Below are 26,111 nucleotides of genomic sequence, written 5' to 3' on the forward strand. Positions count from 1 at the left end.
CTATTCCTCGGCGGAGGCAGTCCGCGTCAGGCGGGCCTCCACCCAGCGGCCGGCGGCGAGAACCCGCGCATCATCGCCCGGGCGTCCGATGATCTGGACGCTGATCGGCAAGCCTTGCGGGTCGAAACCGCAGGGAATGGAGAGCGCCGGCAGTCCCGTCATGTTGAACGGCGAAGTGAGGCGGGTCATCATCCCCGCGATGGGCATGGCCTGTCCCCGCACGCTCACGACACTCTGGCCCGCCGGCGGTGGAACGCAAGGCAGCGTCGGCGTGACGAGCACGTCCGCGTCGCCGAGCGCCTGCATCAGCGCGTCGCGCACGTCCCTGCGGATGCGCTGGGCCTGCACATAGTCCGTCGCGAGAAAGCACTGTCCCATCTCGAGGCGCGTCCGGACGTCCTCGCCCAGCGATCCGGGCGCGGCGCTCAGCAGATCGGCGTTGGCGGCCGCCGCCTCGGATCCCAGCGTGACGAACTGCGCGGCGGTCGCGAGACGCAGGGCGTCCACGGCGACGGCCGTCACACGCGCCCCGGCTCTGTGCCATCCGGCTTCGACCTCGCCCATGCAACGCTCGACGTCCGCGTCGAGAACATCGGAGACGAAGCCTCGCAGCAGCACGAACGAAGGCGGCCGGTCGAAGGCATGGCTCGCGGTGCCCGGCGCGAGGCGCGCCATCACCTCGAAAGCCAGCGCGGCATCGTCGACCGTCGCGCTCAAGGGGCCCACGTGATCGAGCGACCACGCGAGCGGAAGGACGTCCGTCGTGTCCACGACCCCGTAGGACGGCTTGAAACCCACGACGCCGCAGCAGGCGGCGGGTATGCGGATGGAACCGCCGGTATCCGTACCGATGGCCAGCGGGGCGATGCCCGCGGCGACGACACCCCCCGACCCGCCGCTCGACCCGCCGGGAATGCGTTCCGGATGACGCGGATTGACGACCGTCCCGAAATGCGGATTCGCGGACGTCACGCCGAAGGCGACTTCGTGCAGATTCGTCACACCGAAGATGATGGCGCCCGCCCTGCGCAGCCGTTCCACCACGGGCGCGTCCCGGTCCGCCATGCGCGCAGGTCGTCCGCGCGTGCCGCCGGTCAGCGCATATCCGGCCACGGGCATCAGATCCTTCACGGCGAAGGGCACGCCCGCGAGAGGACCCGGATCCACGCCGCGCCCCGCCTCGCGATCGATGCGTTCCGCCTGGCTCAGGACATCATCGGCATCGAGCGCGGTGAAGAGGTTGGCGTGCCGCCATGCATGCGCCGCGTCCAGGCTCTGCTGCGCGACGTCGGCAGCGCGCTGCTCGCCCCGGCGCACCCTGGCCGCGATGCGCGTGGCGCTGGCCTCCGCGCGTTCTTCGGGCCGGTATCCGGGAACGTGTCCCGGTTGCGCCGGCTCGGGGACGGCGATCGGAAGGCCGGCGGGACGTGCGTCCGCCAGCGCCGCGAGGTCGTTGTAGCTCCACGACAATCGCTGCTGCCACGCATCCACGCGAGCGGCCTCGCGCTCGCCCCGCAAGGCGGCCACGGCGGCGATGAACTGCGGGAATCTTCCGGTATCGGTTGCCATGGGGCTCTCCGCCAGTGACGTTCAGGCAAGTATCTCACTGCGGGGACCAGGGTCCGTTGCCGGCGGCCCCGGGCCGTGCCCGTCAGTCGCCGAGCGTCTTCAGCGCGACGGAATGGAACTCGCGGTGGTAGAGGATCAGCACGACCCAGCTCGTCGCGATCATCCAGGCCCAGGGATTGATGAACCACATCATGGCCGCGAGCGCGAAGTAGTAGGCGCGCAGCCCGTTGTTGAAGCTGTCGGCGGCAAGCGAAGCGGTCTTGGTGGCCCGCCGGACGAACGCTTCCTTCTGCTGCGCATCGCCGTCCATCTCGGGAGCCGCGCCCACCATCACGGAACAGAAGTGGTACAGGCGCAGCGACCAGGTGAACTTGAAGAACGCGAAGATGAAGATCGCGGTGAGCACCAGGATCTTGATGTCCCACATCCGTTCCGGCCCCTGCTTGGTGAACGGCAGTTCCATCACCACGGAGGCGAGCTTGTCGGTCGTGCCCAGCAGGGCCAGGAGACCGCCGAGGATCAGCAGCGTGGTGGAGGCGAAGAAGGTGGAACCGTTCGACAGGTTGGTGAAGATGTTCACGTCGCCGATGCGCACCTCGCGGGCGACGGTGCTGCGCATCCACGATTCGCGCAGCGCGGTCATGATGCCCACCAGACTCTCGCGGCCGCGCCGGTGGTACTCGGCGAAGTGCACGTACCCCACCCACCACGCGGTGAACCAGGCAAGGCCGATCCAGTCCAGCCAGCTCAGGGGTAGCGGCATGTCAGAGGAACAGCGTCAGGACACCGGTGTAACCGTAGAGGCGGTTGTGGGAGATTTCGCCGTTGCAGAAGAAGCCGGCGAGCGGCACGTCGCCCAGGGCTTCACGGATCATGCCCACTTCGCGGGACGTCTCTCCGAACAGGCTCGCGCCGCGGCCGAGGCACGAGAAATACAGCGCCCCCTTGGGCCGGGAGAACAGACCGCTGCGGATACTGTCCAGCATCCGCGACATGTCTTCGGCAGCAGAACGGCGGTCGCGGCGGCAGAACATGAGCTTGGAACCGGTGTCGACCAGATCGCCCACGGCCACGAGACCGCGTTCGGAGTCGAGCCCCACGAGATTGCGCACGGTGTAGTCGCCGGTGTCGACGTTCTGCACGGGCAGGGCGGCGAACAGCTGGCCGCCGACCGAGTCGAGATCCCGGTCGGTGCGCAAGGCGGCATCTTCGCGCAGCACGTCCAGCGCAGGCCGGCCATCGATCTCGATCAGGACGTTGCGGCGCGACTGGGTCACCGTGTGAACATCCCCGAGCGGGGTGCACCCCTGGGTCAGGCGGGTGCTGACGATGACACTGTCGGTGAACACGACGCCCGACAGGCCGCCTTCGCTGATGCCGTCCGCGATCTGCGGATGCGCCGAGCGCGAACTCGACAGACCGCCCACGACGTAGCCGCTTTCCAGACGCCTCGACAGCTCGGCGACGGTCGAGGCGGTCAGCGCATTGCGCGGGTCCGCATGGACGACGGCGAAGTTGGCGGCAACACCGCCCACGGTCAGGGGATCCCGCGCCAGGTCTCCGGGTGCGCGCAGTTGCGACAGCACGCGGAAGCTGCCCGGTTCGAACGCGCCCAGCATGACGACCATGGCGCCTTCGTCCACGTACTCGCAGCCCGTCGCGCATACCCCGAGGCCCACGGTGCCCACCCAGTGCTCGATTCCCGTGCGCATGCGCAGGAGCTCGAGGATCTCCTGGGCGCGCGAGGCGTAGACGTCGGTGAGATAGAGGAACCCGATGTTGGCGCGGGGGGAGATGTCGCCGAGCTGCTCCAGACATTCCGCGGCGGCGATGCGCCAGTGTGGCGAGGCCGCATGGGCAAGGGAGAATGCGGAATCGAGGGAGCGCGTCTCGGGCAGCATGGAAATGACGAAGGAAGAAACCTGGGACGATCGGATCGGCGCGGCACCGGGACGTCGCAGCCGGTTTCTATAATACCGGCTTTCCATGCACCGGAACCCGCCATGAACCTGGACCGCGTCGGCCCCGGCCGAGACCTGCCGAACGACTTCAACGTGATCATCGAGATCCCGATGAACGCCGACCCCATCAAGTACGAAGTCGACAAGGAAACCGGCGCGATTTTCGTCGACCGCTTCATGTCGACGGCGATGCACTACCCCTGCAACTACGGCTATATCCCGCACACCCTGTCCGGCGACGGCGACCCCGTCGACGTGCTGGTGCTGTCGCCCGTGCCGCTCATCACGGGCGTGGTCGTGCGCTGCCGTCCGGTGGGGATGCTCAAGTAACGACGAGGCCGGAGAAGACACCAAGCTCCTGGCCGTGCCCATCGACAAGCTGTGCAACCTCTACAGGCACGTCGTGACGCCGCGAGACCTGCCTGAACTCGTCGTGTCGCAGATCTCGCATTTCTTCGAGCACTACAAGGATCTCGAGCCAGGAAAGTGGGTGAAGCTCATCGGCTGGGTCGGCCCGGAAGAAGCGAAGGCCGAGATCCTCGAGGGCATTCGCCGGTACAACGACGCCGTCAAGAAGCCGATGTTCTGAACCGGCGCACAGGGCGCGGGCGGACCGGAGTCGATCGTCCGGCCGCCGCCGGATGTCGAGTCGCGACCGCGCACATGGATCAGGCCTTCCCTACGCTGCCTGGGGCAGCCAGCGTTCCAGGATGGCCTTCAGCTGGTCCTGCTTGAACGGTTTGGTGAGGTAGTCGTCCATGCCGGCCTCCAGACACTGCGTGCGGTCGCCCTCCAGTGCATTGGCGGTCAGCGCGACGATGGGCACGCGGGGCAGGCCTTCGGATTGTTCCCGTTCCCGGATCGCGCGCGTCGCCTCGAAACCGTCCATCTCCGGCATCTGGCAGTCCATCAGCACCAGCTCGAACGCGAGGTCCTGGACCGCCGTGAGTGCTTCGCGGCCGTTCCCCGCCAGCTGCACGTCGTAGCCCAGGCGCTTGAGGGTGACGAGTGCGACCTTCTGGTTCACCGGGTTGTCCTCGACGAGCAGCAATCGCCCCGCCTTGCGCGCCGCGGGCGCGACTGCCTTGACCGGAGCGGCGACCGTCGCGGTCCTGCCTACCGCGACCGCGATGGCTTCGTACAGTTGCCGAGCCCGGAGAGGTTTGGCCAGGCTGGAGTCGAGACCCGACTCGGCGGCCTCTTCCGCAGTGAGCCGTCCGCTCGAACTGAGCAGGATGCGAGGCACCTTGCACACTCTCGGGTCCTGCGCGATATGGCGCGAAAGCGTCATGCCGTCCATGCCCGGCATGTGGTGGTCCAGCAGGATGAGGTCGAATCTGCGGTTGCGTTCGGCCTCCCGCTGGATCAGCTCCCACGCCGCGGCTCCGTCGCCTGCTGCTTCGAAATTGAGCCCCCACGCGGACAGGTGATGCTCGACGATCAGGCGGTTGGTGGCGTTGTCGTCGACCACCAGCACGCGCAGTCCCGACAGCACCGTGCCGGCCTGCATCGAGTGCTGGGTGCCGTCGCCCAGCGGCAGGGTGAGGGAGAACCAGAACGTGCTGCCGTGGCCTTCCTCGCTCATCACGGCGAGCTCGCCGCCCATGATGGCGACGAGCTGCCGCGAGATCGCGAGCCCGAGTCCCGTTCCGCCGTACTTTCGGGTCGTGGACGAGTCGGCCTGCGTGAAGGGCTTGAACAGCCGCAGCATGGTCTCGGTCGACATGCCGATCCCCGAGTCCCGCACCTCGAACGTGACCTTCGCCATGCCTTCGAGCGGCGTCTCGAACTTGAGCGAGAGCGCCACTTCGCCCTCGTGCGTGAACTTGATGGCGTTTCCGACCAGATTCACCAGCACCTGGCGCAACCGCGAGGGATCGCCGCGCAGCCGGGGAGGCAGGTCGGACGGGACCACACAAAGGAGTTCGATGCCGCGCGTGTGCGCCTGCTTGGCGAGAAGCGCCCCCACCTCCTCCACCAGTTCGCGGACGTCGAAGTCGATGGTCTCGAGCCGCAGCTTGCCGGCCTCGATCTTGGAGAAGTCCAGGATGTCGTTGAGCAGAGCCAGCAACGCCTCCGCCGACGCACGCGCAGTGCGGGCGAAGCCCCGCTCGGTGGCGGGAAGCGCCGACTGCTCCAGCAGTTCCAGCATGCCCAGCACGCCGTTCATCGGGGTGCGGATCTCGTGGCTCATGTTCGCCAGGAATTCCGACTTGGTGCGCGTGGTGCTTTCCGCCTCTTCCTTGGCGGCGACCAGCTCGGTCCGGTTGCGCTCGAGGGTGTCCAGCATGCCGTTGAACGACTGCGCGACCTCGTCCAGTTCGCCCTGGTTGGAGGTTTCCAGGCGTACGGAGGAGTCGCCGCCCTGGATACGGTGCACCGCGTCCACCAGTGCGACCAGCGGCCGCATCACCCTGCTGGCAGCCAGCAACGCGAGCAGGGCCGCGAGGACGGCGACCACGCCGCCCAGCACAAGCAGCTGACTGTCGAGGGTATCGGCGGCTGCGTTCAGCTCGCCGGTGTCGACGACCAGGCCCGCGATCCATACGCGGGGCGGGCCGCCCGGGTTCACATTGAAGGATTTCAGCACGAGCGTCTTGCCGTCGCGGCGGATCACCTGCCCGGCATGCGCATGGGCGAGATCGATCTCCGGCCAGTCGGACCGGATGGAACGGCGGGCGGGCATGGTTGCCCAGCTCGCGAAGAGGTACGTACCGTCGGGGGCGGCGATCAGGAAGTCGCGATGTCCACCGCGCGCGCCGCCGAGGGACGCGGGCCGCATTTCCAGCAGCAGGAGTCCGCGCGTGCTTCCATCGAGCGTGACAGGCGTCATCATCCGCACGGCGCGTCTCGCCTCCGGATGCAAGGCGGCAGCACCGTCGGATTCGGACACGAGCCCCACGTCGGAGACGTAGACCTGCCCCTCCGTGAGCGGCAGCACCTTCCGCACATCCTCCGGCGAGAGGATCGGCAGGGAGGGCGTGCGCACCAGCGCGCTGGTCCCCGCTCCATCGACATCGATGCGCACCCACTCGCGCCCGGTATCGTCGACGAAGGCCACGTGCCGCACGCCCGAGTGCGTGGCGACGTAGCCGCGGAACAGGGATTCGAGCCGCGTGCGCCACTGATCGGTCGTGGCCGGATCGCCCGGCGTGGCACCGGATCCTTCGGCCGGGCGCAGCCCCACGGCCGGCGATACGCGTGCAAGCATCTGCAGGTCGCGTTCCGCTGTCTGGATGTCGTTGGCGATGGCGTCCACGAGGAGCGCCAGACCGCCCTGGGCGTCGGCGTCCGCCCGGTCGTACATGCGTTCGGTGACGCCCCTGCCGAGCACGGTGACCGCGATGGTGATGGGGACAACCGCCAGTGCCACGAACACCAGGACGTAGCGCAGACGCAGACTCAGTCTGAATCGGGTCGGACGCGGCACGTCGGCGGCGGTGGAGGTCGTCACGGAGTTTCAGTGGGTCGCGATCGAAGGCATATCGGCAGGCAGCCCAGGGCCTTGAGGGCCCGTCGATCCCGCGGAGACGACTCCGCCAGCGCGGCTCTTCCCGGTCCGGGTCAGCGCGGACGCGGGTTTGCGGGGAGACGGGGGAGCCGGGCATAGCGCTGCATGAAGGCCCGGTCGATGCGGTCCTTCCAGCACCAGACCCATGCGCCGCCGAACCCGACGGGTCCCCAGGAGGCGATCGCGTACCGGTCGCCCGTGCTCACGAGGGACAGCGTCCGGCGCTGGGGACGGTAGGGCACGGCCGGCCGTCCCAGCAGAACGCGCCGCAGGTTGCCCGCGAGAGGCGGCCCCTGCCTGACGGCGTGAACGCCGGACTTCGGCAGGGGAGCGCCGGCGAGGCTCGCCACATCGCCCGCCGCAAAGATGAAAGGATGCGACGTGGACTGCAGCGTCCGGCTCACGCGGACGAAGCCGCGGTCGTCCACGTCGAGTCCGGTTCCCGCGAGCCACGGCGGTGCGGCGGCCCCCGTGGCCCAGACCGTCCAGGCGGCGGCCACGGTGCGGCCGCCCTCCAGACGCAGCGCGCCCGGAGCGGCCTCCCGCACCCCCGCTCCCGCAAGCACTTCGATTCCGCGTTCGCGGAGCGCCCGCTGCAGCCGGCGGATCGTGGCCTGCCCATGTCCGGGCAGCAGCCCGGCGCCCGCCGCGACGACCCGGAACCGGGGAATCCGCCGCGAACTGCCTTGCGCAGCCATCCGGAAGCGGTGCTGCAGGGACAGCACGAGTTCGATGCCGCCCGCGCCTCCGCCGACGACGGCGATGTCGTCCGGCCAGGGACCCGGATCGCCAATGCGAACGTCCAGCGCCGCGAGGAATCCTTCCACCGGCTTGACGCGGATGCCCGTGAGGTCCGCACCGGCGATGCCCTCGAGAGGCGGGGTGGACCCGATGTCCAGGGAAAGAACGTCGAAGGACAGCGTGCGCCCGTCCGTGAGGTGCACCGCCCGCTCGGCGGGGCGCAGGCCGTCGACCGTGGCGCGCAGGAGGCGGGCACCGGCGAAGGCGCAAAGACGTTCGAGATCGATGTGACACTGCGCACGGTCGTAGTGGCCGGCCACCAGCCCCGGCAGCATGCCCGAGTAGGGCGTATCGGCCAGGGGGCTCACCAGCAGGAGTTCGACGCCGGGAAGCGGATCCAGACCGAAGCGCCGCAGCACCTCCACGTGAGCGTGCCCGCCACCTGCCAGCACAAGCGTCCTAGCACCCACGGGATGTCCCCTTCTCCAGCCCCTCGAGCAAATTGCAAAGCGAGGGATCGGCGGCAATGCGGTCGAGATCTTCGGGCCGGTCGACGTCCCACCGGGTCGGCGCCAGTTCCACCCGCATGGCGCGGGCGCGCATGCGCTCCAGCGCCTGTTCCAGCGTTTGCGCCGTGCCCCACGAAATGCCGCTGAACACGGCGGGATCGGCCCGCCGCAGTCCCACCAGCCAGAAGCCACCGTCCTCGGCCGGGCCAAGCACGGCGTCCGCTCCATGCTCCAGGTGCATCGCGGCCTGCGCAAGGTCGCCGGCGCGCATCGCCGGAATGTCGGTTCCCACCAGCACGGCCGCGTCGTGATCTGTCAGCGCCGATGCGAGCGCGTGGTGCATCCGTTCGCCCAGGTCATCGCCCACCTGCGGCTCCACCCGCACGCCGTGACGCTGCCGCAGGAGTGAGAAGAACGGGTGCGTGGCCGCGGGCGCGCCGTGAACGATCACGTTCCCGATACCCGCTTCGACCACCGTCCCCACCGTTCGCAACGCCATCCGCGCCGCCAGGACCGCCGCCCGTCCGGCATCCAGACGAGGGCTAAGCCGCGTCTTCACGGCGCCGGGATCGGGCGCCTTCACGAAGACAATGCCCGCGACGGAGAAGCGATCCGGCGTGTTCACGGGACCTGCTGCCCGTCGTGACCTTCGGTGGCCCGGGCGCTCATTCCGTGGTCCCGGCACGGTAGATGCGGCCAAGCATGCGCGCCGGCACGCCGAAGAAATGCCCCAGCCGCATCGCCCACATCAGCAGCATGGTGCGCAGGATGCCCTGACGCGCCCAGCGCCGCCCGGACGTGGTCACCGTCTGCCGAAGACACGCCGGCCGGCCCAGGCGGAGCAAGCGCGCCGACAGTTCGATGTCCTCCATGAGATCGATCTCGGGAAACCCGCCCGCCTCGTCGAAGGCGCGCCGCAGGCAGAACATCGCCTGGTCCCCCGTCGCGATACCGGTCCAGCGGGAACGCAGATTCATGGCCCGGCCGATGACCGGAAACCACGCTGACGTCCCTTCGATGCGCACGTCGAAACGTCCCCACACGAAACCGCCCGCATCGAGCGAGCGGAAGATCGCCGCGTCCGCGTCGGGCGGAAGCGCCGTATCGGCATGCAGGAAGACCAGCGCCTCGCCTCGGGCAGCGCGTGCCCCCGCGTTGAGCTGGCGCGCCCGGCCGCGCGGCGCCAGGACGATGCGATCGCAGGAAGGCCCGGCCCGCATCACGGTATCGTCCTCGCTGCCGCCATCGACGACGATGACCTCGGCGCCGCGTTGCCGCAACGCGCCGCAGTTCGCGAGCGCGAGTTCGATGCGTCTTGCCTCGTTCAGCACAGGCACGACGATGGACAGCCAGGGCGCATGTCCCGCCTCGCCAGGTTCCGGAACCGGCACCTCCAGCCCCTTCATCGGTGCGTCCAGGCGCGCATCCGATTGGGCCCGGCGGCCTTACCGACTATCATCCGACCACTATCGCCCTCCAAACCCGTGCCGCCCAGCGACTCGCGGCACCAAGACATACGCGCGTCCGGCGCCCATAACGAGCCTCTGGAGACACCATGCCTTGGCAGATCATCCATCACGCCGACACTCGCATCATCGAGACCCGCTACGCGGGCGTGATATCCGAAGCCGAACTGTCCGAGGCCATGGAGGCCACGCTGGCCGAAGCCCGGGAACACGGGGAAGTCCGCTTTCTCGGCGACTGCTCCGACCTTGTGGGCGGACATTCCATCGGCAGTCTCTACGAACTGGCCAAGACGCTCGAAATCCGGGGCACGCCGCATACCGCGCGGGAAGCCGTGATCCTGCCGCGGATCGAGTCGACCGTGCAGGAAGTGGAGTTCTGGGAAACCACGGCCCGCAACCGCGGCTACGACGTGCGGGTCTTCAAGTCCCGCGAGGCCGCGCTCCGGTGGCTGCTGGATCCTTCCGATTCCGTTTGATCTCATCGGTCCGCAGCCCCCGCAGCACGCCGTGAGGTCCCGCGGATGCGGCAACGCCGCCCCTTTCTCTCAACCGCGCTGCCACGCATGGAATCTCTCCAGCCAGCGCAGCAGGCGTGCCGGTGCATGGGCGCGCTTCCAGTTGCCCGCCACGTACTTGTTCGCCTCGGCGAAGGTGGGATAGATGTGGATCGTCCCCAGCAGCTTGTTCAGGCCGATGCCGTGCCGCATGGCACTCACGAACTCGGCGATGAGTTCGCCGGCGTGCTCGCCGGCGAGCGTGACGCCCAGGATGCGGTCCTTGCCTGGCACGGTCAGCACCTTGACGACACCGAACGCCTCGCCATCCACGATGGCGCGGTCCAGATCGTCGATGCCGTACGTCGTGACTTCGAAAGGGATGCCCTTCTCTCTCGCCTCGGTCTCGTTGAGCCCCACGCGCGCCACCTCCGGATCGGTGAAGGTGGCCCAGGGAATCACCGAGAAATCGGCGCGGAACCGCCAGAACCGGCCGAACAGGCCGTTCACCGAGGCGTACCACGCGGTGTGAGACGCCGTGTGCGTGAACTGGTACGGGCCCGCCACGTCGCCGCACGCGTAGATGTTCGGAAAGCGCGTGGCGAGAAAGCCGTCCACCTCGACCGTGCCCGCGCCTGCACGCGGAATGCCGAGGGTCTCCAGCCCGTAGCCCGAGGTGTTGGGCACACGGCCGACCGCACAGAGCAGCTCGTCGAACTCGAACCGCACCTCGTCCGCGCCGGTCTCGCAGTACAACACCTTGACTCCGCCGTCCTCGACCGCGAACCGCGCCGTCTTGTGGCCCGTGCGTACGTCGATCCCCTCCGCCGCGAAGCGCTCCGCCAGCAGCGCGGAAATCTCCGGATCCTCCCGCATCAGCAGCCGCGGCTGCATCTCCACGATCGTCACACGGCTGCCCAGCCGCGCGAAGGCCTGCGCCAGTTCGCAGCCGATGGGACCGCCGCCCATCACCAGCAGCCGGGGCGGCAGCGTGCGCAGGTCCCACAGCGTGTCGGAGGTGAGGACGCCGACGCTGTCGATGCCGGGGACGGGCGGAACGAACGGCCGGGCGCCGGCGGCGATCACGATGGCACGGGTGGTGAGGGTCTGCACCCCGTCCGCCGTGCGGATGTCCACGCTCCATGGTGACGCGATCGTGGCCTCGCCCTGGATGCATTCCACGCCCAGGCTCGTATACCGGGACACCGAATCGTGCGGCTCGATCCGTGCGATGACTTCACGCACCCGCGCCATCACGTCGGCGAAGTCGAACTCCGTGGACGCGCTGCGGACACCGTACTCGCGCGAGCGGCGCACCTGCGACAGGAACTTCGCCGTGCGCAGAAGCGCCTTGGAGGGCACGCATCCGGTGTGGAGGCAGTCGCCGCCCATGCGGTGCTTTTCCACCAGCGTGACCTTCGCCTTCACCGCCGCCGCGATGTAGGCGGACACGAGCCCCGCGGAGCCTGCGCCGATCACGACCAGATTGCGATCGAAACGCCGGGGCTTCCGCCAACCCGCGTAAACGCGCCGTGCACGCAGGGCATCGACCGCCTTCTTCAGAACCAGCGGGAGAATGCCGAGCATCGCGAACGACGCGATCAGAGCAGGCGAAAGAATGCCGCGGACGCTCTCCAGCCGCCCGAGCTGCGTCCCCGCATTCACGTACGCGATCGTGCCTGCCAGCATGCCGAGCTGGCTCACCCAGACGTAAGTCCAGAGCCGCATTCGCGTCAGACCCATGAGGAGATTCACGGCGACGAACGGAAACACCGGAACCAGCCGGAGCGTGAACAGATAGAAGGCGCCTTCGCGTTCCACGCCGCGATCGATGGCCGCCAGCCTGTCGCCGAACCGGGCCCGGACGCCGTCGCGCAACAGGTGACGGCTGAACAGGAACGCTGCGGCGGCACCCAGCGTGGACGCGAACGAGACCACGAGGGTTCCCGCGGCGGTGCCGAAGAGCGCGCCTGCGAGCAGCGTCATCACCGCGGCCCCCGGAAGCGACAGTCCGGTGACGATCACGTAGGACACGAAATAGAAAGCCAGCGCCCGTAGCGGCTCGGCGCGATAGGCGGAGTCGAACTGCGCCTGCTGACTCTTCAGGAATTCGAGGCTCGCGAAGCGTCCGAGATCCAGCGCGAAGTAGAGGACCAGCGCGATGGCGATGCCCGACAGCAGCAGGATCCGGTTGCGGTTCATCGGTTCCGCGCGCTGCGGTCAGTCCGCCAGCGCCCCTCCGCAGCTGGACCCCTGGCCGGCGGTGCAGCCATAACAGTGGTCCGCGACCGCGATGGCGTTGCCCTCGAGGTCGCGGGCGAGAAGATCGCCGATGCGCACGCGCGGCCGGGCGCCCAGCGCGAGGGGCAGCCCCAGCATCTGATTGAAGTCGCAGTCGTACACCCAGCCCTGCCAGTCGACGGAAACGAGCGAGCGGCACATCACGGATTCGAGGTTCGAGGCCGAATGGCTGCGCCTGAGCAGCTCCATGTACGCGCCGAACTGTCCCTTGGACACGAGCGTGGATCCGAAACGCTGGATCGGCATGTTGGCCAGCGTGAACAGACGGTTGAAGCGCACACCGAACTTCTCTCCCAGCTCCCGCCTGTAGTCCTGCTCGAGCCCGTCCTGGGCGGGGGGCAGCGAAGGGCCCTGCGGGTTGTAGACCAGATTCAGCACGAGCCGGCCGCCGGCGTCTCCGTACCCGGCGCCATTCAGTTTTCGCAGGCCCTCGATGCTGCGCGCGTGCACGCCCTGTCCGCGCTGCCGGTCCACCAGTTCCTCCGAATAACAGGGCAGCGACGCGATCACCTCCACCTCGTGGGCCGCCAGGAACGCCGCCAGATCTTCCTGTCCCGGCTCGCCCAGGATGGTGAGATTGCAGCGGTCGATCACGTGCCGGCCCAGGGCGCGGGCGGCGGATACGAGCCAGCGGAAGTGCGCGTTGAGTTCCGGCGCTCCGCCGGTGATGTCCAGCGTCTGCGCCCCGGAGGCCGCGAGGAAATCCACGATCTGGCGGGCCGTATCCAATGTCATGGACTCCGTCCGGTCCGGCCCCGCGTTCACGTGACAGTGCAGGCAGGTCTGGTTGCAGCGGTATCCGACGTTGACCTGTACCGTGGACAGGCGGCCGCGCCGGATGGGAGGAAAGTCCGTCGTCTTGAGCAGCGGCAGGGTGGCGTGCATGTGTCGATTCTCTCCAGGGATGCGGCGAGTATAGGGAAGGTCCGTTCGATCGACGCGGATTCGCGATTTCGAACGGGGCCCTTCCGCCGCGGCGGCGGACCGTACGCGCTTGTACGGTCGTGCTCTCCGTTCGGATGCGGTCTCGCGGTCCGGCGCACGAAGGCCGCTCCCCGACGAAACCTCCGCATTGCGCGCGCCGGGAGCGCGCATCGCGATGGTGCGCATGTAGCCCGCGGGCGGATCGGGGACTACGCTCACGGCAATTCGCACTCCGGGAGACCGTTGCCGTGATGAATCTCACCCCCACCGAACAGGAACGACTCACGATCTTCACGGCAGCAGAACTGGCGCGCCGATACCGGTCACTGGGTATCCGGCTGAGCCATCCCGAGGCGGTCGCCCTCATCGCCGACGAAACGCTCACCGCCGCCAGGCGCGGGCTGTCGCACGCCGACGTGCTCGCCTACGGCGCGAGCCTGCTCACCACCGACGACGTCGAACCGGGGGTGGCTGGAATGATTCCCTTCGTCGCGGTGGAGCCCACGTTTGCCGAAGGCACCAAGCTGGTGGTCGTGTTCGATCCGGTCAAACCGGGCAGCCGGCCCGCCACGGACGAGCCGGTGCCCGGCGAGATCATCCCGGCGCAGGGCGAGATAGAACTCAATGCAGGCAGGCGGCAGGTACGGCTTTCCGTGGTCAACACCGGCGACCGGACCATCCAGGTGCGCAGCCACGCCCACTTCTTCGAAGTGAACCGCGCACTGGAATTCGACCGGGCCCGGGCCTTCGGCATGCGCCTGGACCGGCCGTCGGGAACCGGCGTGCGCTTCGAACCGGGCGTGAGGGTCGAAGTGGATCTCGTGGCATTCGGCGGCAGCGGCGAGGTTCACGGGTTCGGCGACCTGACCAACGGGCCCGTCAACGACACGGACGTTCGCGATCGCGCGCTGGCGCGGGCGCGTTCGGCCGGCTACCGGGGAGCGTGACATGGCGAAGATATCGCGCGCCGCGTACGCGAGCCTGTACGGCCCGACGGCCGGGGACATGGTCCGTCTTGCCGACACCTCCCTCCTGGCGGAGGTGGAACACGACTTCACACGCTATGGCGACGAGCTGACGACCGGGGCGGGGAAGGTCATGCGGGACGGCGAAGGATTCGAGCCGACCGGCACGTACGCCTCCGGCGCGCTGGACATGGTGGTACAGAACGCGACCATCATCGATGCAGTGGCCGGCATCGTGAAGGCCGACATCGGCATCCGCGACGGCCGCATCGTGGGAATCGGCAAGGCCGGCAACCCGAAGATCATGGATGGCGTGGATCCGCGGCTGCGCTGCGGGCCGAACACGACCGTGGTGCACGCCGACGGATTCGTCGTCACTGCGGGCGGGGTCGAGGCCCACGCTCACTTCATCTCGCCGCAGCAGTGCTGGCACGCGCTGGCCGGCGGGACGACCACGATGATCGGCATGACGCCCGGCCCGCACTTCGACGTGAGCTGCTCGGGGCCCAACGTGCTGGGCCGGCTGATCCAGGGCGCGGACGAGTTCCCGCTCAATTTCGGCTTCCTCGGCCGCGGCTGCATGGACCCCGGCGCGGTGGAGGAATCCGTCGCGGGCGGGGCCCTGGGCGTGAAGATCCACGAGGACTACGGCGCCTCTCCCGCCATCATCGACGGCTCGCTGCGCGCCGCGGACCGCAACGACTTCTCGGTGCACATCCATACCGACACCATCAACGAGTTCGGCTACTGCGAGGACACGCTGCGGGTGATCGGCGAACGCACGATCCACATGTATCACACCGAGGGTGCCGGCGGCGGACACGCGCCGGATCTGCTGCGCGTGAACGGTTTCGCCAACGTGATTCCTTCGTCCACGAACCCCACCAATCCTTTCACCCCGGCAGGCCTGGACGAGGGACTGCCGATGACGATGCTCGCGCACTTCCTCAACTTCTCCATCCCCGAGGACATCGCCTTTGCGGAAGCCCGGGTGCGTCCCCAGACCATGGCGGCCGAGGATCTGCTGCACGACATGGGCGCCATCTCGGTGTTCGCCACCGATACTCAGGGCATGGGGCGGCTTGCGGAGAACGCCGCCAAGTGCTGGCAGCTTGCCTCCGTGATGAAGGACCGCATCGGCCGGCTGCCCGGCGAGATGACGGCCCGGGCGGACAACGAACGGATCAAGCGCTACATCGCCAAGCTCACGATCAATCCGGCGATCGCGGCCGGAATCGATGAGCACGTGGGTTCCATCGAACCGGGCAAGATGGCCGACCTCGTGATCTGGCCGCGGGCCAGCTTCGGCATCAAGCCGTTCCTGGTGATCAAGGGCGGCTTCGTCACGTGGTCGATGATGGGCGACGGCAACGGCAGCATCTTCATGGCGGAACCCATGGTGCAGCGCCCCATGTGGGGGGCCCTGGGCAAGGCCCGCAATGCGCTGTCCGCCACCTTCGTGAGCCAGCTGGCGCTGGACAACGATGTGGCACGAAAGCTCGGCGTCGACAAACCGATGCTGCCGATACGCAGCGTCCGCCATCTGCGCAAGCGGAACATGGTCCGCAATGACGCACTGCCGAATATCGAAGTGGACCCGCAGACATTCGAGGTCCGCGCAGATGGAGCCAGGCTTCATGCGGAACCAGCCTCGCGCGTTCCGCTGGCACGCAAATACCTGCTGCGTTGATGCGTCGCAATAGCGGCAGCGCTTGTGATCCATGACACACGCTTGTTACTCTGCGATCCGAATTGGTGCGCGCCCTTCTCACCGCTCGCACCCCATGAGTGCGGCCTGCAGGCCGACGACGAGAAGACGATTCGCCCGTCGTCGACGGATTCCATTGCGATTCCGTCTCTTAAGCCGCGGTCGTGCATCGCAGCGAGAACGGGCATGCTTTCTGCGAATGTGCGGCGCGCGTTTCAGAATGTGCGGCGTGCGTTTCAAGATGCGCCACGCGCATTTCACGATGCAAGGTGCGCACGAGAAGAGCGGCAGGCGCTGTCCGGTGTGAGAGCGCCCGTGCACGTTGGATGCATTCGCGGGTCGCAATGGGGGAAGCGTGAGTTTCGTACCGTTCGTATTCGATGTCGCCGCCTACAGTGCAATCTTCGTGCTGGTGGTTCTTGGCCTGGGCATCATCGCGAGCATGATGGGCATCTTCAACTTCGCCCACGGCGAATTCGTCCTGCTCGGCGCCTACACGGTCTACATCGTCGAGCAGAACGGCATGCCCTCGTGGCTGGGCATGTGCCTCGCGCCCTTCGTCGTCGCCTTCGTCGGCGTGATCCTCGAACGCCTCGTGATCCAGCGCTTCTACGCGGCCCCCATCGTCGCGATGCTGGGCACCTACGCCATTGCGCTGGCCCTGCGTGAAGGGGTGCGGGGCCTGCTGGGCGGCCAGTTCTACAGCGTGAACGCGCCGCTGGTGGGTTCCTTCGGCATGGGCGAGTTCTCCATCTCCAAGTGGCGCACCGCCGTCATCCTGATCACTGTGGCCGTCATGATCGGCTGCTATCTCCTGCTCACCCGGACGAAGTTCGGCCTGCAGATGCGCGCTTCCCTCGAGAACCCGGCGCTGGCCAGAGCCTCCGGCATCTCCACCAACCGTGTCTATGCCGCGACGTTCGCGTTCGGCGCCGGACTGGCCGGACTCGCTGGCGGACTCATGGTGCCGATCTATGCGCTGAACGCCGACATGGGCGTGCCCTTCCTCATCAAGTCGTTCCTGGCGGTGATGCTGGGCGGCATGGGCAGCTTCGAAGGTTCCGTCGCGGGGGCCGCCCTCGTCGGGGCCACCAGCGCGGCGCTCCCATGGGCCATCAAGCCCGTGGTGGCGGACGTGGTCGTGTTTCTCATCGCAATTGCCATCGTGAAGTTCCGTCCGGAAGGTCTACTCTCGAAATGGAGGAGTTGAACATGTACGACGATGACGTGAAGCAGCGCCTGCAGAACTACTCCCGCCGCCTGTTCATGCAACGCGCAGGGGTGCTGGCGGGCATGACGGCACTCGGCGGCGGAACGTGGCTGCTGAATCCCAAGGGCGCCTGGGCGGCGGATCCCATCAAGGTCGGCATCGCGACGGACCTCACCGGCCCCATCAGCTGGGGCGGCATCCCCAACTCGCAGGTGGCCAAGATGGTCGTCGAGGAAATCAATGCCGCCGGCGGCATCAATGGCCGGCCGCTGCAGATGATCCTCAAGGACACGGCCACGAACGAGCAGCTCGCGGTCACGCGCGTGCGTGAGCTGGTGGGCAAGGAGAAGGTCGACGTCGTGTTCGGCGGCATCACCTCTTCCATGCGCAACGCCATCAAGGACACCATCGTCAACCGCGGCAAGACGCTCTACATCTATCCGCAGCTGTATGAAGGCCTGGAGTGCACGAAGTACCTGTACTGCACGGGCCCGACGCCCGCGCAGCAGTGCGACACGTTCATTCCCTGGCTCATCAAGAACGGCGGCAAGAAGTTCTACCTGCCCTCCGCCGACTACGTCTGGCCGCACACGCTGAACGCCTACGCCCGCAAGGTGATCGAGAAGAACGGCGGGGAAGTGATCGGCGAGGAGTACTTCCCCGTTGACCACAACGAGTACAGCGCCACGGTGAACAAGATCATGTCGAGCGGCGTGAACGTCGTGTTCAACACGACCATCCCGCCGGGCGTGGCGGCGCTGTTCAAGCAGCTCTACGAGGCCGGATTCTCCAAGAAGGGAGGACGTCTCGCCTGCGTGTACTACGACGAGAACGCGCTCAACATCACCCCTGCCCACGAGATCGAAGGTCTTGCGAGCTGCCTCGACTACTTCAAGGCGGTGAACGACCCCTTCGGCAACAAGGTGCAGGAAAAGTACAACAAGATGTTCGGTACCAAGAGCCCGCTCACGGCCGGCAGCGCCGCCACGGGCATGTGGCGCGGCATCAATCTCTGGGCCGCCGCGGTGAAGGAAGCCAAGAGTGCCAAGCGCGACGATGTGGCGGCAGCGCTGGAACACGCCAAGCTCTCGGACGGGCTCGGTGGCGGCTGCGAAGTGGTGCCGGGCACGTGGCACGTGAAGATGAACATGTACACGGCCGTGGCAAAGAACGGCAAGTACGAGATCGTCGAGAAGAGCAACGGCCCGGTAGACCCGCGCGAGTGCGTGAAGGGCTGACGGTTCGAGTACCGCGGGCCGGCCTCCCCATGGCGGCCGGCCCGGTTGTACCGTTACTGCCGGTCGAGTGACCGGCGGATGTCGATCATGGAAATGTGGAGACCAGCTGTCGTGGCGATCGCGGAAGTCCCGTTCCACCTCCGGTTGAGCGTCTCATGAAGAAGGCCTCCGACCGGGGCTTCCGGCGTGTTCTCCCATGGATCGAAGGGCTGCTGCTGATCGCCGCCCTGCCGCTCCCCTGGATCGTCGAGGACTTCTGGACACTGTTCGTCACCAAGGTGCTGATCCTCGGTCTGCTCGCCATCTCGTTCGATCTGGTGTGGGGCTACGCCGGGATGATGAGCTTCGGCCAGGCGCTGTTCTTCGGCGTTGCCGGGTACGTGTCCGCTCTCATCGCGACACAACTCGAGATCACCTCCGTGCTCGTGCTGGTGCCGGTCGCCGCCGTGGTGGGGCTCGTGGTCGCCTTCCTGCTCGCCATCATCATCATCCTGGGCAAGCGCCCGCCGTCGATGGTCTTCGTGGCGCTGGGCACGTTGACCGGGTCGTACGTGGTGGAGCGCCTGGCGCGCGGCTGGTCCTACGTCGGCGGACAGAACGGCATCTCCTCGCTGCCTCGCCTCACCATCGGCGGCACGGAGATCGAGGAAGGCATCGTCTTCTATTACGTCGCGCTCGCGATTCTTGCCGTCACCTACGTGCTCGTGCGGCTGCTCGTGCGTTCGCAGTTCGGGCTCGTGCTCGCGGGACTGCGGCAGCAGGAGAGCCGGATCGCGTTCTTCGGCTACAAGGTGCAGAACTACAAGGGCGTGGTGTTCTCCCTGGCCGGCTTCATTGCGGGATTGTCCGGCGGGCTCTATGCCTTCCATGAAGGCTTCGTCGGACCGGGCCAGCTGGGGCCGGTGCTCTCCACGCAGGTGGTTCTCTACGCGCTGTTCGGCGGAGTGGGCACGCTGATCGGGCCGATCGTGGGCGTGGGACTCATCGAGCTTCTCAGCTACATCCTGTCCCAGTACTGGGAAACCGGCTGGCCCATCGTGCTGGGCGTGCTGCTGCTGGTGATCGTGGTGTTCAGGCCGACCGGGCTCATGGGCTTCGTCGTGAGTGACCGGGAACGCATCGGTTCGTTCGGCAGGCCCGGAGGAACGAATGCCGGAGACAAGCCATGAGCCTGCTGGCCGCGCGGCAGGTCACGAAGGTCTTCGGCGCCCTCACCGCGCTCGATTCGGCGGAACTGGCGGTGCAGCCCAACGAGTTCCACGGGCTGATCGGACCCAACGGTTCGGGCAAGAGCACCCTGCTGAAGTGCATCGCCGGCGCGGAGATCCCCACGTCCGGAAGCATCACGCTGTCCGGCCAGGACATCACCCGGGCGACGTCTCCGGAACGTGCACGCGCGGGGCTCAGTCTCAAGTTCCAGATCACGGCGGTCTTTCCCCTGCTTTCGGTCTACGACAATGTGCTCCTGTCCCTGCAGGCCGGCGAATCGGCTCTGGCACTGCTCACCTCGCGGTCCCGCCGCCGTCTCGACGAGAAGGCGATGGACTACCTGTCGCGCTTCCGCCTGGCCGACCGGGCCCACGAGCTGGCGGGCGTCCTGTCCCACGGCCAGCAGCAGTGGCTGGAGATCGCCATGGCCCTGGCCCGCGAGCCCAAGGTGCTGCTGCTGGACGAGCCGACGGCCGGCATGAGCCCGCAGGAACGCCGCGCGACAGGCGAGCTGCTCGCGCCCATCAAGGCGCACTGCTCCCTGCTCATCGTCGAGCACGATCTGGATTTCATCAAGGACATCTGCGATTCGCTCACCGTGCTCGACCAGGGCAAGGTGGTGGCCAGCGGCCCGACCGCGCAGGTGCAGGAGGATGAGCGCGTGAAGGAGGCGTATCTGTCCCATGGCTGAGAACGTGCTGCTCGAAGCCGAAGGGATCAGCACCCACTACGGCACAAGTCAGGCGCTGTTCGGCGTCTCGCTGAAGGTTCCGTCGCGCGGGGGCGTGGCCATTCTCGGCCGCAACGGCGCGGGCAAGACGACTCTGCTGAAAACGCTGGCCGGGGATCTTCGCCCCAGCAGCGGCACCGTGAGGTTCGACGGAACGGACTGCACGCGGATGCCGACGGAACGCCGCGTGCGGCGCGGCCTCGGTCACGTGCCGCAGGAACAGGCGATCTTCGGCGGGCTTACGGTGAAGGAAAACCTGCTCATCGGCGCCATGGGCGATCGCACGGGCAAGGACCGCATCGACGAGATGCTGGAGCTCTTCCCGCGGCTGGGCCAGCGCCTTGCACAGAAGGCCGGCACGCTGTCGGGAGGCGAGCGGAAGATGCTGGCAATCAGTCGCGCACTGCTCTCCCGCCCGCACCTGCTGATGCTGGACGAACCGACGGAAGGCGTGTGGCACGGGGTGATCGAGGAGATCGCGCAGCGTCTGGAACAGCTCACCCAGGACATCGCAGTCGTCATCGTCGAACAGCACGTCAAGCTCGCGTTGCGCGTGTCCAGCTATTGCTACGTGATGGATCGCGGCAAGGTGGCGCTCGAAGGCGAGTCCGCGGCTGTCCGCGACGATCCGAATCTGGTCCGGTTGCTGGCTCCCTGACTGCCGGGAATCGACATGCGCATCACCACCCCGTGAACCCCGACATGATTTCTTGACCAAACCCGTGCCGTCGCGGCGCCGGAGTCAGCAGAGTGCCGCGCGCGCACGGTCCCATCGACCGAAGGAGGAACTCCGATGACCGTCCCAAGCCTCACCCCCGAACAACTGCTCGAAGCGGCCGACACCGTGGGCCTGTCCCTGACCGACGCGGACGTGTCGTCGTATCTGGGTCTGATGAAGCCCTATCTCGATGCCTACAACCTCGTGGACGCCATGCCGGACAACCTGCCGGTCGTGAAGTATCCACGCACCCCCGGGGTCTTTCCGTCGCCGGCGGAGAATCCGCGCAACGCCTGGTACGTGAAGACGTCCATCAAGGGCGCCGCCAGCGGCAAGCTGGCAGGCAAGAAGGTCGCCATCAAGGACAACGTGATGGTGGCGGGCGTGCCGATGATGAACGGCAACTCGATTCTCGAAGGTTATGTGCCCGACGTCGACGCCACGATCGTCACGCGCATTCTCGATGCGGGAGGAGAGATCGCTGGCAAGACCCATTGCGAGAATTACTGCATCTCCGGCGGCAGCCACACCGGTGCCAAGGGCGCGGTGCACAATCCGTACAAGATGGGTTATTCGGCCGGCGGCTCCTCGTCGGGAAGCGGCGTGACCGTGGCGCTGGGCGAGGCCGACATGGCCATCGGCGGCGATCAGGGCGGTTCGATCCGCATGCCGTCTTCCTGGTGCGGCATCGTCGGCATGAAGCCCACGCACGGCCTGGTGCCCTACACCGGCATCATGCCCATCGAGATCTTCGTCGATCACACGGGCCCGATGACCGCCAACGTGAAGGACAACGCCACGCTGCTGGAAGTCCTGGCCGGCGTGGACGGACTGGACCCGAGGCAGTATCACGTCAAACAGCCCGGCACCCTCGACTACACTTCCGGCATCGGCGCGGGTATCAAGGGCATGCGCATCGGCCTGTTGAAGGAAGGCTTCGGCCATCCCAACTCCGAGGCGGATTCGGATGCCAAGGTGCGCAAGGCGGCGGAGACGCTGAAGTCGCTCGGAGCCATCGTGGAGGAGGTGTCCGTTCCCGAACACCTGCTGGGCCCCGCCGTGTGGACCCCCATCGGCACGGAAGGCATCGCCCAGACCATGATGTTCGGCGACGGCTACGGGCTCTCGCGCCCCGACCTCTACGTGACGAGCCTGATCGACAAGCTGCACGGTTGGGAACTGCGGGCCGACCAGCTGTCGGAAACCACCAAGATCCTGACCGTGCTGGGCGTGCACATGAAGAAGCACTACGGGTCGCGCTTCTACGGCAAGTCGGTGAACATCGCCCGCCGGATCCAGGCCGCCTACGATGCCGTGCTCGCCAAGTACGATCTCATCATGCTGCCGACCATGCCGCTGAAGGCGACGCCGTTGCCGCCGGCGGACGCCCCGAGGGAGCTGTACGTCCAGCGCGCACTGGAGATGATCGGCAACACCTGCCCCTTCGACATCACGCACCATCCCGCCATGACCGTGCCCTGCGGCATGTCGGATGGCCTGCCGATCGGCATGATGCTCGTGGGCAAGCACTTCGACGAAGCGACGATCTACAAGGCCGGCTACGCGTTCGAACAATCGGGCGACTGGAAGAAGATGTGATCGCATCGAAGGCTGCACGTTGGCGCTGGAGACCGGCGTGCAGCCTTCGGTCGACGGCTCGCCGTCCTCCGTGAACGCAACGGGTGGTCGTTGCGTTCGTTCTGGCTTTCTTCGCTGAGCAGTTGATGCCAATCAGGTGATCGGCAGGCCCTGCAGAACCAGTTCCGCGAACCGCTTCACATCGACGTTCCCGCCGCTCACGATCACGCCCACCCGCTTGTCCCGCACCGGGACGGCTCCGTGCAACACGGCGGCGGCGGCGAGACACCCCGTGGGCTCGACGACCAGCTTCATGCGCTCGGCGAAGAATTTCATGGTGTCGACGAGCTGCGCGTCGCTCACGGTCACCACTTCGTCGACGCGTGCCTGGATGACCGGAAACGTGAGTTGCCCGGCGTGCTGGGTCTGTGCGCCATCCGCAATGGTGTGGGGAACGTCGATGTGGACGATCCGCCCTCCCCTGAGGGAACGCTGGATGTCGTTGCCCGCCTCCGGTTCCACGCCGATGACGCGGCACGACGGGGAAAGATGCCTGGCTGCCGTGGCGCAGCCGGAAATGAGACCGCCGCCCCCCACGCAGACGACGAGCACGTCCAGCGGCCCCGCCTCCTCGATCAGTTCCAGCGCCGCGGTCCCCTGGCCCGCCATCACGTCCGCGTGGTCGTAGGGAGGGACCAGCGTCATGCCACGCTCGGCCGCGATGCGGCGGCCGATGGCTTCCCTGTCTTCGGAGTACCGGTCGTAGAAGACGACTTCGCCTCCGTATCCGCGAGTCGCCTCCACTTTCACCACAGGAGCGTCTGTTGGCATCACGATCACGGCGGGCATGTCCAGCAGGCGCGCAGACAGTGCGATGGCCTGGGCGTGATTGCCGGACGAGAACGTGATCACACCGCCACGGCGTTGCGCGGCGGAGAAGCGGGACAACGCGTTATATGCGCCGCGAAACTTGAACGCCCCCATGCGCTGCAGGTTCTCGCACTTGAACAAGGCACTTCCATGCGTGCGTGCATCGAACGTGGAGGAAGTCAGAACAGGAGTGCGGTGCGCCACCCCTTCGAGACGGCGGGCAGCGTCGGCAACGTCGGAGAAATCGATGGCGAGAGGCATGGGGGACGGCACACGTGGGCGGAAGCCGCAGTGTAGTCCGCTGCCGGGGGATGGTCTGGTGGACCGGCTCCCCGACCCGCGCGCGGGCGGAACGTCAGGCGAAGCCCCGGGGACGGGGCTCCACGTCCTGCATCAGTCGTTGACGCCCGGTGCCTTCACCGGCTTGGCGCGGTGGGTCTGCGTCGTCTCCACGTGCTCGCAGGTGGGACGCGCGCCTGCGTACGACACGCGATCCGGACTGGAACTCTGCGCCAGGAAACGGTTCTGCAGGGCATACGCCTCCACTTCACGCTGGTACCACCGCTCGCACGGTGCGGCAGCGGAAAGCTCGTTGCCGACTTCCTGCATGTAGTGCACCAGTTCGTGGAAGAGGATCGAGCGGTGGAAGAGATTGGTTTCCGGCTGCAGATCCTCCGCCAGCATCACGCCGCGTTCGGGCTCGTACAGTGCCGCCACCTGGCATCGCTTCGACGGGTCCGCGCACACCTTCTCTTCGAGATCGTGCCGGGGAATACGGGTGATCATGGGAAGCGCCTCGGGCATGCCGTACTTGGACATGCGCATGGCGATCTTCAACAGATAGCGGGAAAGAGAATTGAGGTCGGCAAAAGGTGCATTCGCGTGGGGATCGTCGTACGACGTGGAATCGCCGTCGTCGTGATACACGCTGTAAGCCTGCGCGGGCTTCTTCTTGACCGGCTCATCTGCGGCAAACGCCACGGCCGGAACCGATACTGCCAACAGCCACAACAGGGTGCGGGCTCCTGAAGCCCGGAGAATTGTGTTCATCGCACTCTCCAACACCCTCCCGATTCAATGTAACCGGACGGAATTATCTTTCCCGCGCCATCCCTGCCGCGCCGTCTCCGGCGGGGAAGGAAATCCGGACTGCTTCGCACCATGCCCATGCGTCGCCGCCGCACCGCGCACCTCTTCAAGGCGCCGAACAGGCTAGCGGCTCCTCTTCCCCCGGACGACCTCGACAATTCGTCCTGTCCAGGGCTCGCTCCGGAGCCGCACTTGCCCTTGCCCTGACTTTCCTTACGGATGCAGGACGCGCCAGCGACAGAGATATTCGGAAAATAATCCCCGTGTCTCTCGTTGTCTTGCCGCCCACAACCCGCGCCCGTTATTGTGCGGCGCACAATACATGCCAGAGGGTTCGAGATGCCAGACGGGTTCAAGGCGTCCCCGTCCGGGTCCACGCACCGCGACGGTCGCCTGCAGGAGGTCAGCCGACCCGGCCGCTCAGATCGACGAGCCGTCCTTGCCTTGCTTTTCCGGTCTTCGGTACTCGCCGTCCAGTACGTTCCGCCGTGACTCGGCCGCCAGTTTCTGCTCCGCCGTCAGCCGACGTCCCAGGTCCTGCAACAACTCACGGCTCGCCTTTGCCTCGTCCGCATGCTCCTCGGTGAACCTGCTCACGGCAATGTTCAGCAATGCATATGCCTCGACGTCATCGTGCGGTTCGCCTCCGGCCCGGGACAGCAGCCTGGCAAGACTCAGCATGGCAGACGGGTAGCCGATCTCCGCGGCCCGCCGGTACCACTGGCTCGCCTCGGCCGCGTTGGGATCGGTGCCGAGGCCTTCCTCGTAAAGGTGTCCGACGTTCCACATCCCCAGGGGATCTCCCTCCCGCGCGGCCTCGCGGTACCACGTCATCGCGAGTTCGGGGCTTTTCGGAGCGCCCTGACCCGTCTCGTACATGTCGCCCACCGCGTTCATCGCCCACGCATCGCCCCGCTCGGCCGAGCGCATCCACCACTTGAACGCCTCCTCGAAGGACTGCGCCACGCCGTCGCCGTTGGCGTGCATCAGCCCGAGGTTGTTCATGGCGGGCGTGTAGCCCCGGGACGCCGCGAACCGCCACCACTTCATGGCTTCCTCGTAGTCCTGCTTGACGCCGCCCTGTCCGCGGGCATAGAGCCATCCGATATTGGTCGCCGCCTTGGGGTCGGCGCGCTCCATGAGCTTGGACAATTTCTTTCCGTCCACGTAGTCGGCACCCGACTCGGGAATGGTGAACGTGTCCTCCTGTTCCGCTGCGTTTGCGGTCCCCGCACAAAGCGCGAGAACTCCCAGCAGCACTGCGATGCGAGACTTCATGAGGTGGCTCCAGCTGTGTTCGAACGAAGATGCGCTTCGGAC

General features: G+C 67.0%; 21 protein-coding genes and 1 pseudogene. 10 read left to right on the forward strand and 12 right to left on the reverse strand.

The features are described 5' to 3' along the window. From IPK20_02040 to IPK20_02050, 3 genes are all read right to left on the reverse strand, one after another. Window positions 1-1,569: an amidase gene (locus IPK20_02040; protein ID MBK8015590.1), complete on the reverse strand. Its 1,569-nt coding sequence runs from the start codon at window positions 1,567-1,569 to the stop codon at window positions 1-3. Window positions 1,570-1,651: 82 nt separating this feature from the next. Continuing rightward, window positions 1,652-2,332 carry a DUF599 domain-containing protein gene (locus tag IPK20_02045; protein MBK8015591.1) on the reverse strand — a complete coding sequence of 227 codons (681 nt, stop codon included), beginning with the start codon at window positions 2,330-2,332 and terminating at the stop codon, window positions 1,652-1,654. Window position 2,333: 1 nt separating this feature from the next. Further along, window positions 2,334-3,470, reverse strand: coding sequence for an FIST C-terminal domain-containing protein (locus IPK20_02050; protein ID MBK8015592.1), 1,137 nt, complete (start codon window positions 3,468-3,470; stop codon window positions 2,334-2,336). 102 nt (window positions 3,471-3,572) lie between these two features. On the opposite strand from IPK20_02050, the pseudogene ppa reads away from it, so the two are divergent. Continuing rightward, window positions 3,573-4,119, forward strand: a pseudogene (gene ppa / locus IPK20_02055) (inorganic diphosphatase). 90 nt (window positions 4,120-4,209) lie between these two features. Here the strand turns inward: ppa and IPK20_02060 are convergent. The 4 genes from IPK20_02060 to IPK20_02075 form a co-directional block, all read right to left on the reverse strand. Further along, window positions 4,210-6,984, reverse strand: coding sequence for a response regulator (locus IPK20_02060; GenBank protein MBK8015593.1), 2,775 nt, complete (start codon window positions 6,982-6,984; stop codon window positions 4,210-4,212). Between the two features lie 110 nt (window positions 6,985-7,094). Then, window positions 7,095-8,252, reverse strand: coding sequence for an FAD-dependent oxidoreductase (locus IPK20_02065; GenBank protein ID MBK8015594.1), 1,158 nt, complete (start codon window positions 8,250-8,252; stop codon window positions 7,095-7,097). Next, window positions 8,242-8,916: a TIGR04282 family arsenosugar biosynthesis glycosyltransferase gene (locus IPK20_02070; protein MBK8015595.1), complete on the reverse strand. Its 675-nt coding sequence runs from the start codon at window positions 8,914-8,916 to the stop codon at window positions 8,242-8,244. The genes IPK20_02065 and IPK20_02070 overlap by 11 nt, the downstream gene beginning before the upstream one ends. 40 nt (window positions 8,917-8,956) lie before the next feature. Then, on the reverse strand, window positions 8,957-9,697 hold the full coding sequence (locus IPK20_02075; protein MBK8015596.1) for a TIGR04283 family arsenosugar biosynthesis glycosyltransferase: 741 nt from the start codon (window positions 9,695-9,697) through the stop codon (window positions 8,957-8,959). Between the two features lie 149 nt (window positions 9,698-9,846). Here IPK20_02075 and IPK20_02080 point away from each other — a divergent pair, with 149 nt between their 5' ends. After that, window positions 9,847-10,233, forward strand: coding sequence for an STAS/SEC14 domain-containing protein (locus tag IPK20_02080; protein ID MBK8015597.1), 387 nt, complete (start codon window positions 9,847-9,849; stop codon window positions 10,231-10,233). Window positions 10,234-10,302: 69 nt separating this feature from the next. Here IPK20_02080 and IPK20_02085 read toward each other — a convergent pair whose 3' ends face one another. Both IPK20_02085 and arsS read right to left on the reverse strand, forming a co-directional pair. Further along, entirely contained in the window at window positions 10,303-12,453 is a 2,151-nt protein-coding gene (locus tag IPK20_02085; GenBank protein MBK8015598.1) for an FAD-dependent oxidoreductase, read from the reverse strand. 18 nt (window positions 12,454-12,471) lie between these two features. Beyond that, window positions 12,472-13,437 carry an arsenosugar biosynthesis radical SAM protein ArsS gene (gene arsS / locus IPK20_02090; protein MBK8015599.1) on the reverse strand — a complete coding sequence of 322 codons (966 nt, stop codon included), beginning with the start codon at window positions 13,435-13,437 and terminating at the stop codon, window positions 12,472-12,474. A gap of 290 nt (window positions 13,438-13,727) precedes the next feature. On the opposite strand from arsS, the gene IPK20_02095 reads away from it, so the two are divergent. From IPK20_02095 to IPK20_02130, 8 genes are all read left to right on the forward strand, one after another. Then, window positions 13,728-14,423, forward strand: coding sequence for an urease subunit beta (locus IPK20_02095; GenBank protein ID MBK8015600.1), 696 nt, complete (start codon window positions 13,728-13,730; stop codon window positions 14,421-14,423). 1 nt (window position 14,424) lies between these two features. After that, window positions 14,425-16,131, forward strand: coding sequence for an urease subunit alpha (ureC, locus tag IPK20_02100; protein ID MBK8015601.1), 1,707 nt, complete (start codon window positions 14,425-14,427; stop codon window positions 16,129-16,131). A 340-nt stretch (window positions 16,132-16,471) separates the two neighbouring features. Further along, window positions 16,472-17,359 carry a branched-chain amino acid ABC transporter permease gene (locus IPK20_02105; protein ID MBK8015602.1) on the forward strand — a complete coding sequence of 296 codons (888 nt, stop codon included), beginning with the start codon at window positions 16,472-16,474 and terminating at the stop codon, window positions 17,357-17,359. A gap of 56 nt (window positions 17,360-17,415) precedes the next feature. Beyond that, complete coding sequence (locus IPK20_02110; GenBank protein ID MBK8015603.1) at window positions 17,416-18,597, forward strand: substrate-binding protein; 1,182 nt, start codon at window positions 17,416-17,418, stop codon at window positions 18,595-18,597. A gap of 155 nt (window positions 18,598-18,752) precedes the next feature. Then, window positions 18,753-19,766, forward strand: coding sequence for a branched-chain amino acid ABC transporter permease (locus IPK20_02115; protein ID MBK8015604.1), 1,014 nt, complete (start codon window positions 18,753-18,755; stop codon window positions 19,764-19,766). Then, on the forward strand, window positions 19,763-20,497 hold the full coding sequence (locus IPK20_02120) for an ABC transporter ATP-binding protein (GenBank protein ID MBK8015605.1): 735 nt from the start codon (window positions 19,763-19,765) through the stop codon (window positions 20,495-20,497). Before IPK20_02115 ends, IPK20_02120 begins: the two co-directional genes overlap by 4 nt. Beyond that, window positions 20,490-21,194 carry an ABC transporter ATP-binding protein gene (locus IPK20_02125; protein ID MBK8015606.1) on the forward strand — a complete coding sequence of 235 codons (705 nt, stop codon included), beginning with the start codon at window positions 20,490-20,492 and terminating at the stop codon, window positions 21,192-21,194. The genes IPK20_02120 and IPK20_02125 overlap by 8 nt, the downstream gene beginning before the upstream one ends. Before the next feature lie 135 nt (window positions 21,195-21,329). Next, a complete protein-coding gene (locus IPK20_02130) occupies window positions 21,330-22,853 on the forward strand; it encodes an amidase (protein ID MBK8015607.1) in 1,524 nt (507 codons plus the stop codon). Window positions 22,854-22,985: 132 nt separating this feature from the next. Here the strand turns inward: IPK20_02130 and IPK20_02135 are convergent, their stop codons facing one another. The 3 genes from IPK20_02135 to IPK20_02145 form a co-directional block, all read right to left on the reverse strand. Then, window positions 22,986-23,963: a threo-3-hydroxy-L-aspartate ammonia-lyase gene (locus IPK20_02135; GenBank protein ID MBK8015608.1), complete on the reverse strand. Its 978-nt coding sequence runs from the start codon at window positions 23,961-23,963 to the stop codon at window positions 22,986-22,988. A 132-nt stretch (window positions 23,964-24,095) separates the two neighbouring features. After that, the gene (locus IPK20_02140) at window positions 24,096-24,752 is read right to left on the reverse strand and encodes a hypothetical protein (protein ID MBK8015609.1); all 657 of its coding nucleotides are present in this window, start codon (window positions 24,750-24,752) and stop codon (window positions 24,096-24,098) included. A gap of 459 nt (window positions 24,753-25,211) precedes the next feature. Further along, complete coding sequence (locus tag IPK20_02145) at window positions 25,212-26,069, reverse strand: sel1 repeat family protein (protein MBK8015610.1); 858 nt, start codon at window positions 26,067-26,069, stop codon at window positions 25,212-25,214. Window positions 26,070-26,111: the final 42 nt, after the last annotated feature.

Source organism: Betaproteobacteria bacterium, from assembly GCA_016713305.1.
Lineage (GTDB): Bacteria > Pseudomonadota > Gammaproteobacteria > Burkholderiales.

Bases quoted from the DNA above. Each gene is read 5' to 3' on its own strand.
- IPK20_02040 (MBK8015590.1), bottom strand. From the start codon at position 1,569: ATGGCAACCGATACCGGAAGATTCCCGCAGTTCATCGCCGCCGTGGCC.
- IPK20_02045 (MBK8015591.1), bottom strand. From the start codon at position 2,332: ATGCCGCTACCCCTGAGCTGGCTGGACTGGATCGGCCTTGCCTGGTTC.
- IPK20_02050 (MBK8015592.1), bottom strand. From the start codon at position 3,470: ATGCTGCCCGAGACGCGCTCCCTCGATTCCGCATTCTCCCTTGCCCAT.
- IPK20_02075 (MBK8015596.1), bottom strand. From the start codon at position 9,697: ATGAAGGGGCTGGAGGTGCCGGTTCCGGAACCTGGCGAGGCGGGACAT.
- IPK20_02080 (MBK8015597.1), top strand. From the start codon at position 9,847: ATGCCTTGGCAGATCATCCATCACGCCGACACTCGCATCATCGAGACC.
- IPK20_02085 (MBK8015598.1), bottom strand. From the start codon at position 12,453: ATGAACCGCAACCGGATCCTGCTGCTGTCGGGCATCGCCATCGCGCTG.
- arsS (MBK8015599.1), bottom strand. From the start codon at position 13,437: ATGCACGCCACCCTGCCGCTGCTCAAGACGACGGACTTTCCTCCCATC.
- IPK20_02095 (MBK8015600.1), top strand. From the start codon at position 13,728: ATGAATCTCACCCCCACCGAACAGGAACGACTCACGATCTTCACGGCA.
- ureC (MBK8015601.1), top strand. From the start codon at position 14,425: ATGGCGAAGATATCGCGCGCCGCGTACGCGAGCCTGTACGGCCCGACG.
- IPK20_02110 (MBK8015603.1), top strand. From the start codon at position 17,416: ATGCAACGCGCAGGGGTGCTGGCGGGCATGACGGCACTCGGCGGCGGA.
- IPK20_02115 (MBK8015604.1), top strand. From the start codon at position 18,753: ATGAAGAAGGCCTCCGACCGGGGCTTCCGGCGTGTTCTCCCATGGATC.
- IPK20_02120 (MBK8015605.1), top strand. From the start codon at position 19,763: ATGAGCCTGCTGGCCGCGCGGCAGGTCACGAAGGTCTTCGGCGCCCTC.
- IPK20_02125 (MBK8015606.1), top strand. From the start codon at position 20,490: ATGGCTGAGAACGTGCTGCTCGAAGCCGAAGGGATCAGCACCCACTAC.
- IPK20_02130 (MBK8015607.1), top strand. From the start codon at position 21,330: ATGACCGTCCCAAGCCTCACCCCCGAACAACTGCTCGAAGCGGCCGAC.
- IPK20_02135 (MBK8015608.1), bottom strand. From the start codon at position 23,963: ATGCCTCTCGCCATCGATTTCTCCGACGTTGCCGACGCTGCCCGCCGT.
- IPK20_02140 (MBK8015609.1), bottom strand. From the start codon at position 24,752: ATGAACACAATTCTCCGGGCTTCAGGAGCCCGCACCCTGTTGTGGCTG.
- IPK20_02145 (MBK8015610.1), bottom strand. From the start codon at position 26,069: ATGAAGTCTCGCATCGCAGTGCTGCTGGGAGTTCTCGCGCTTTGTGCG.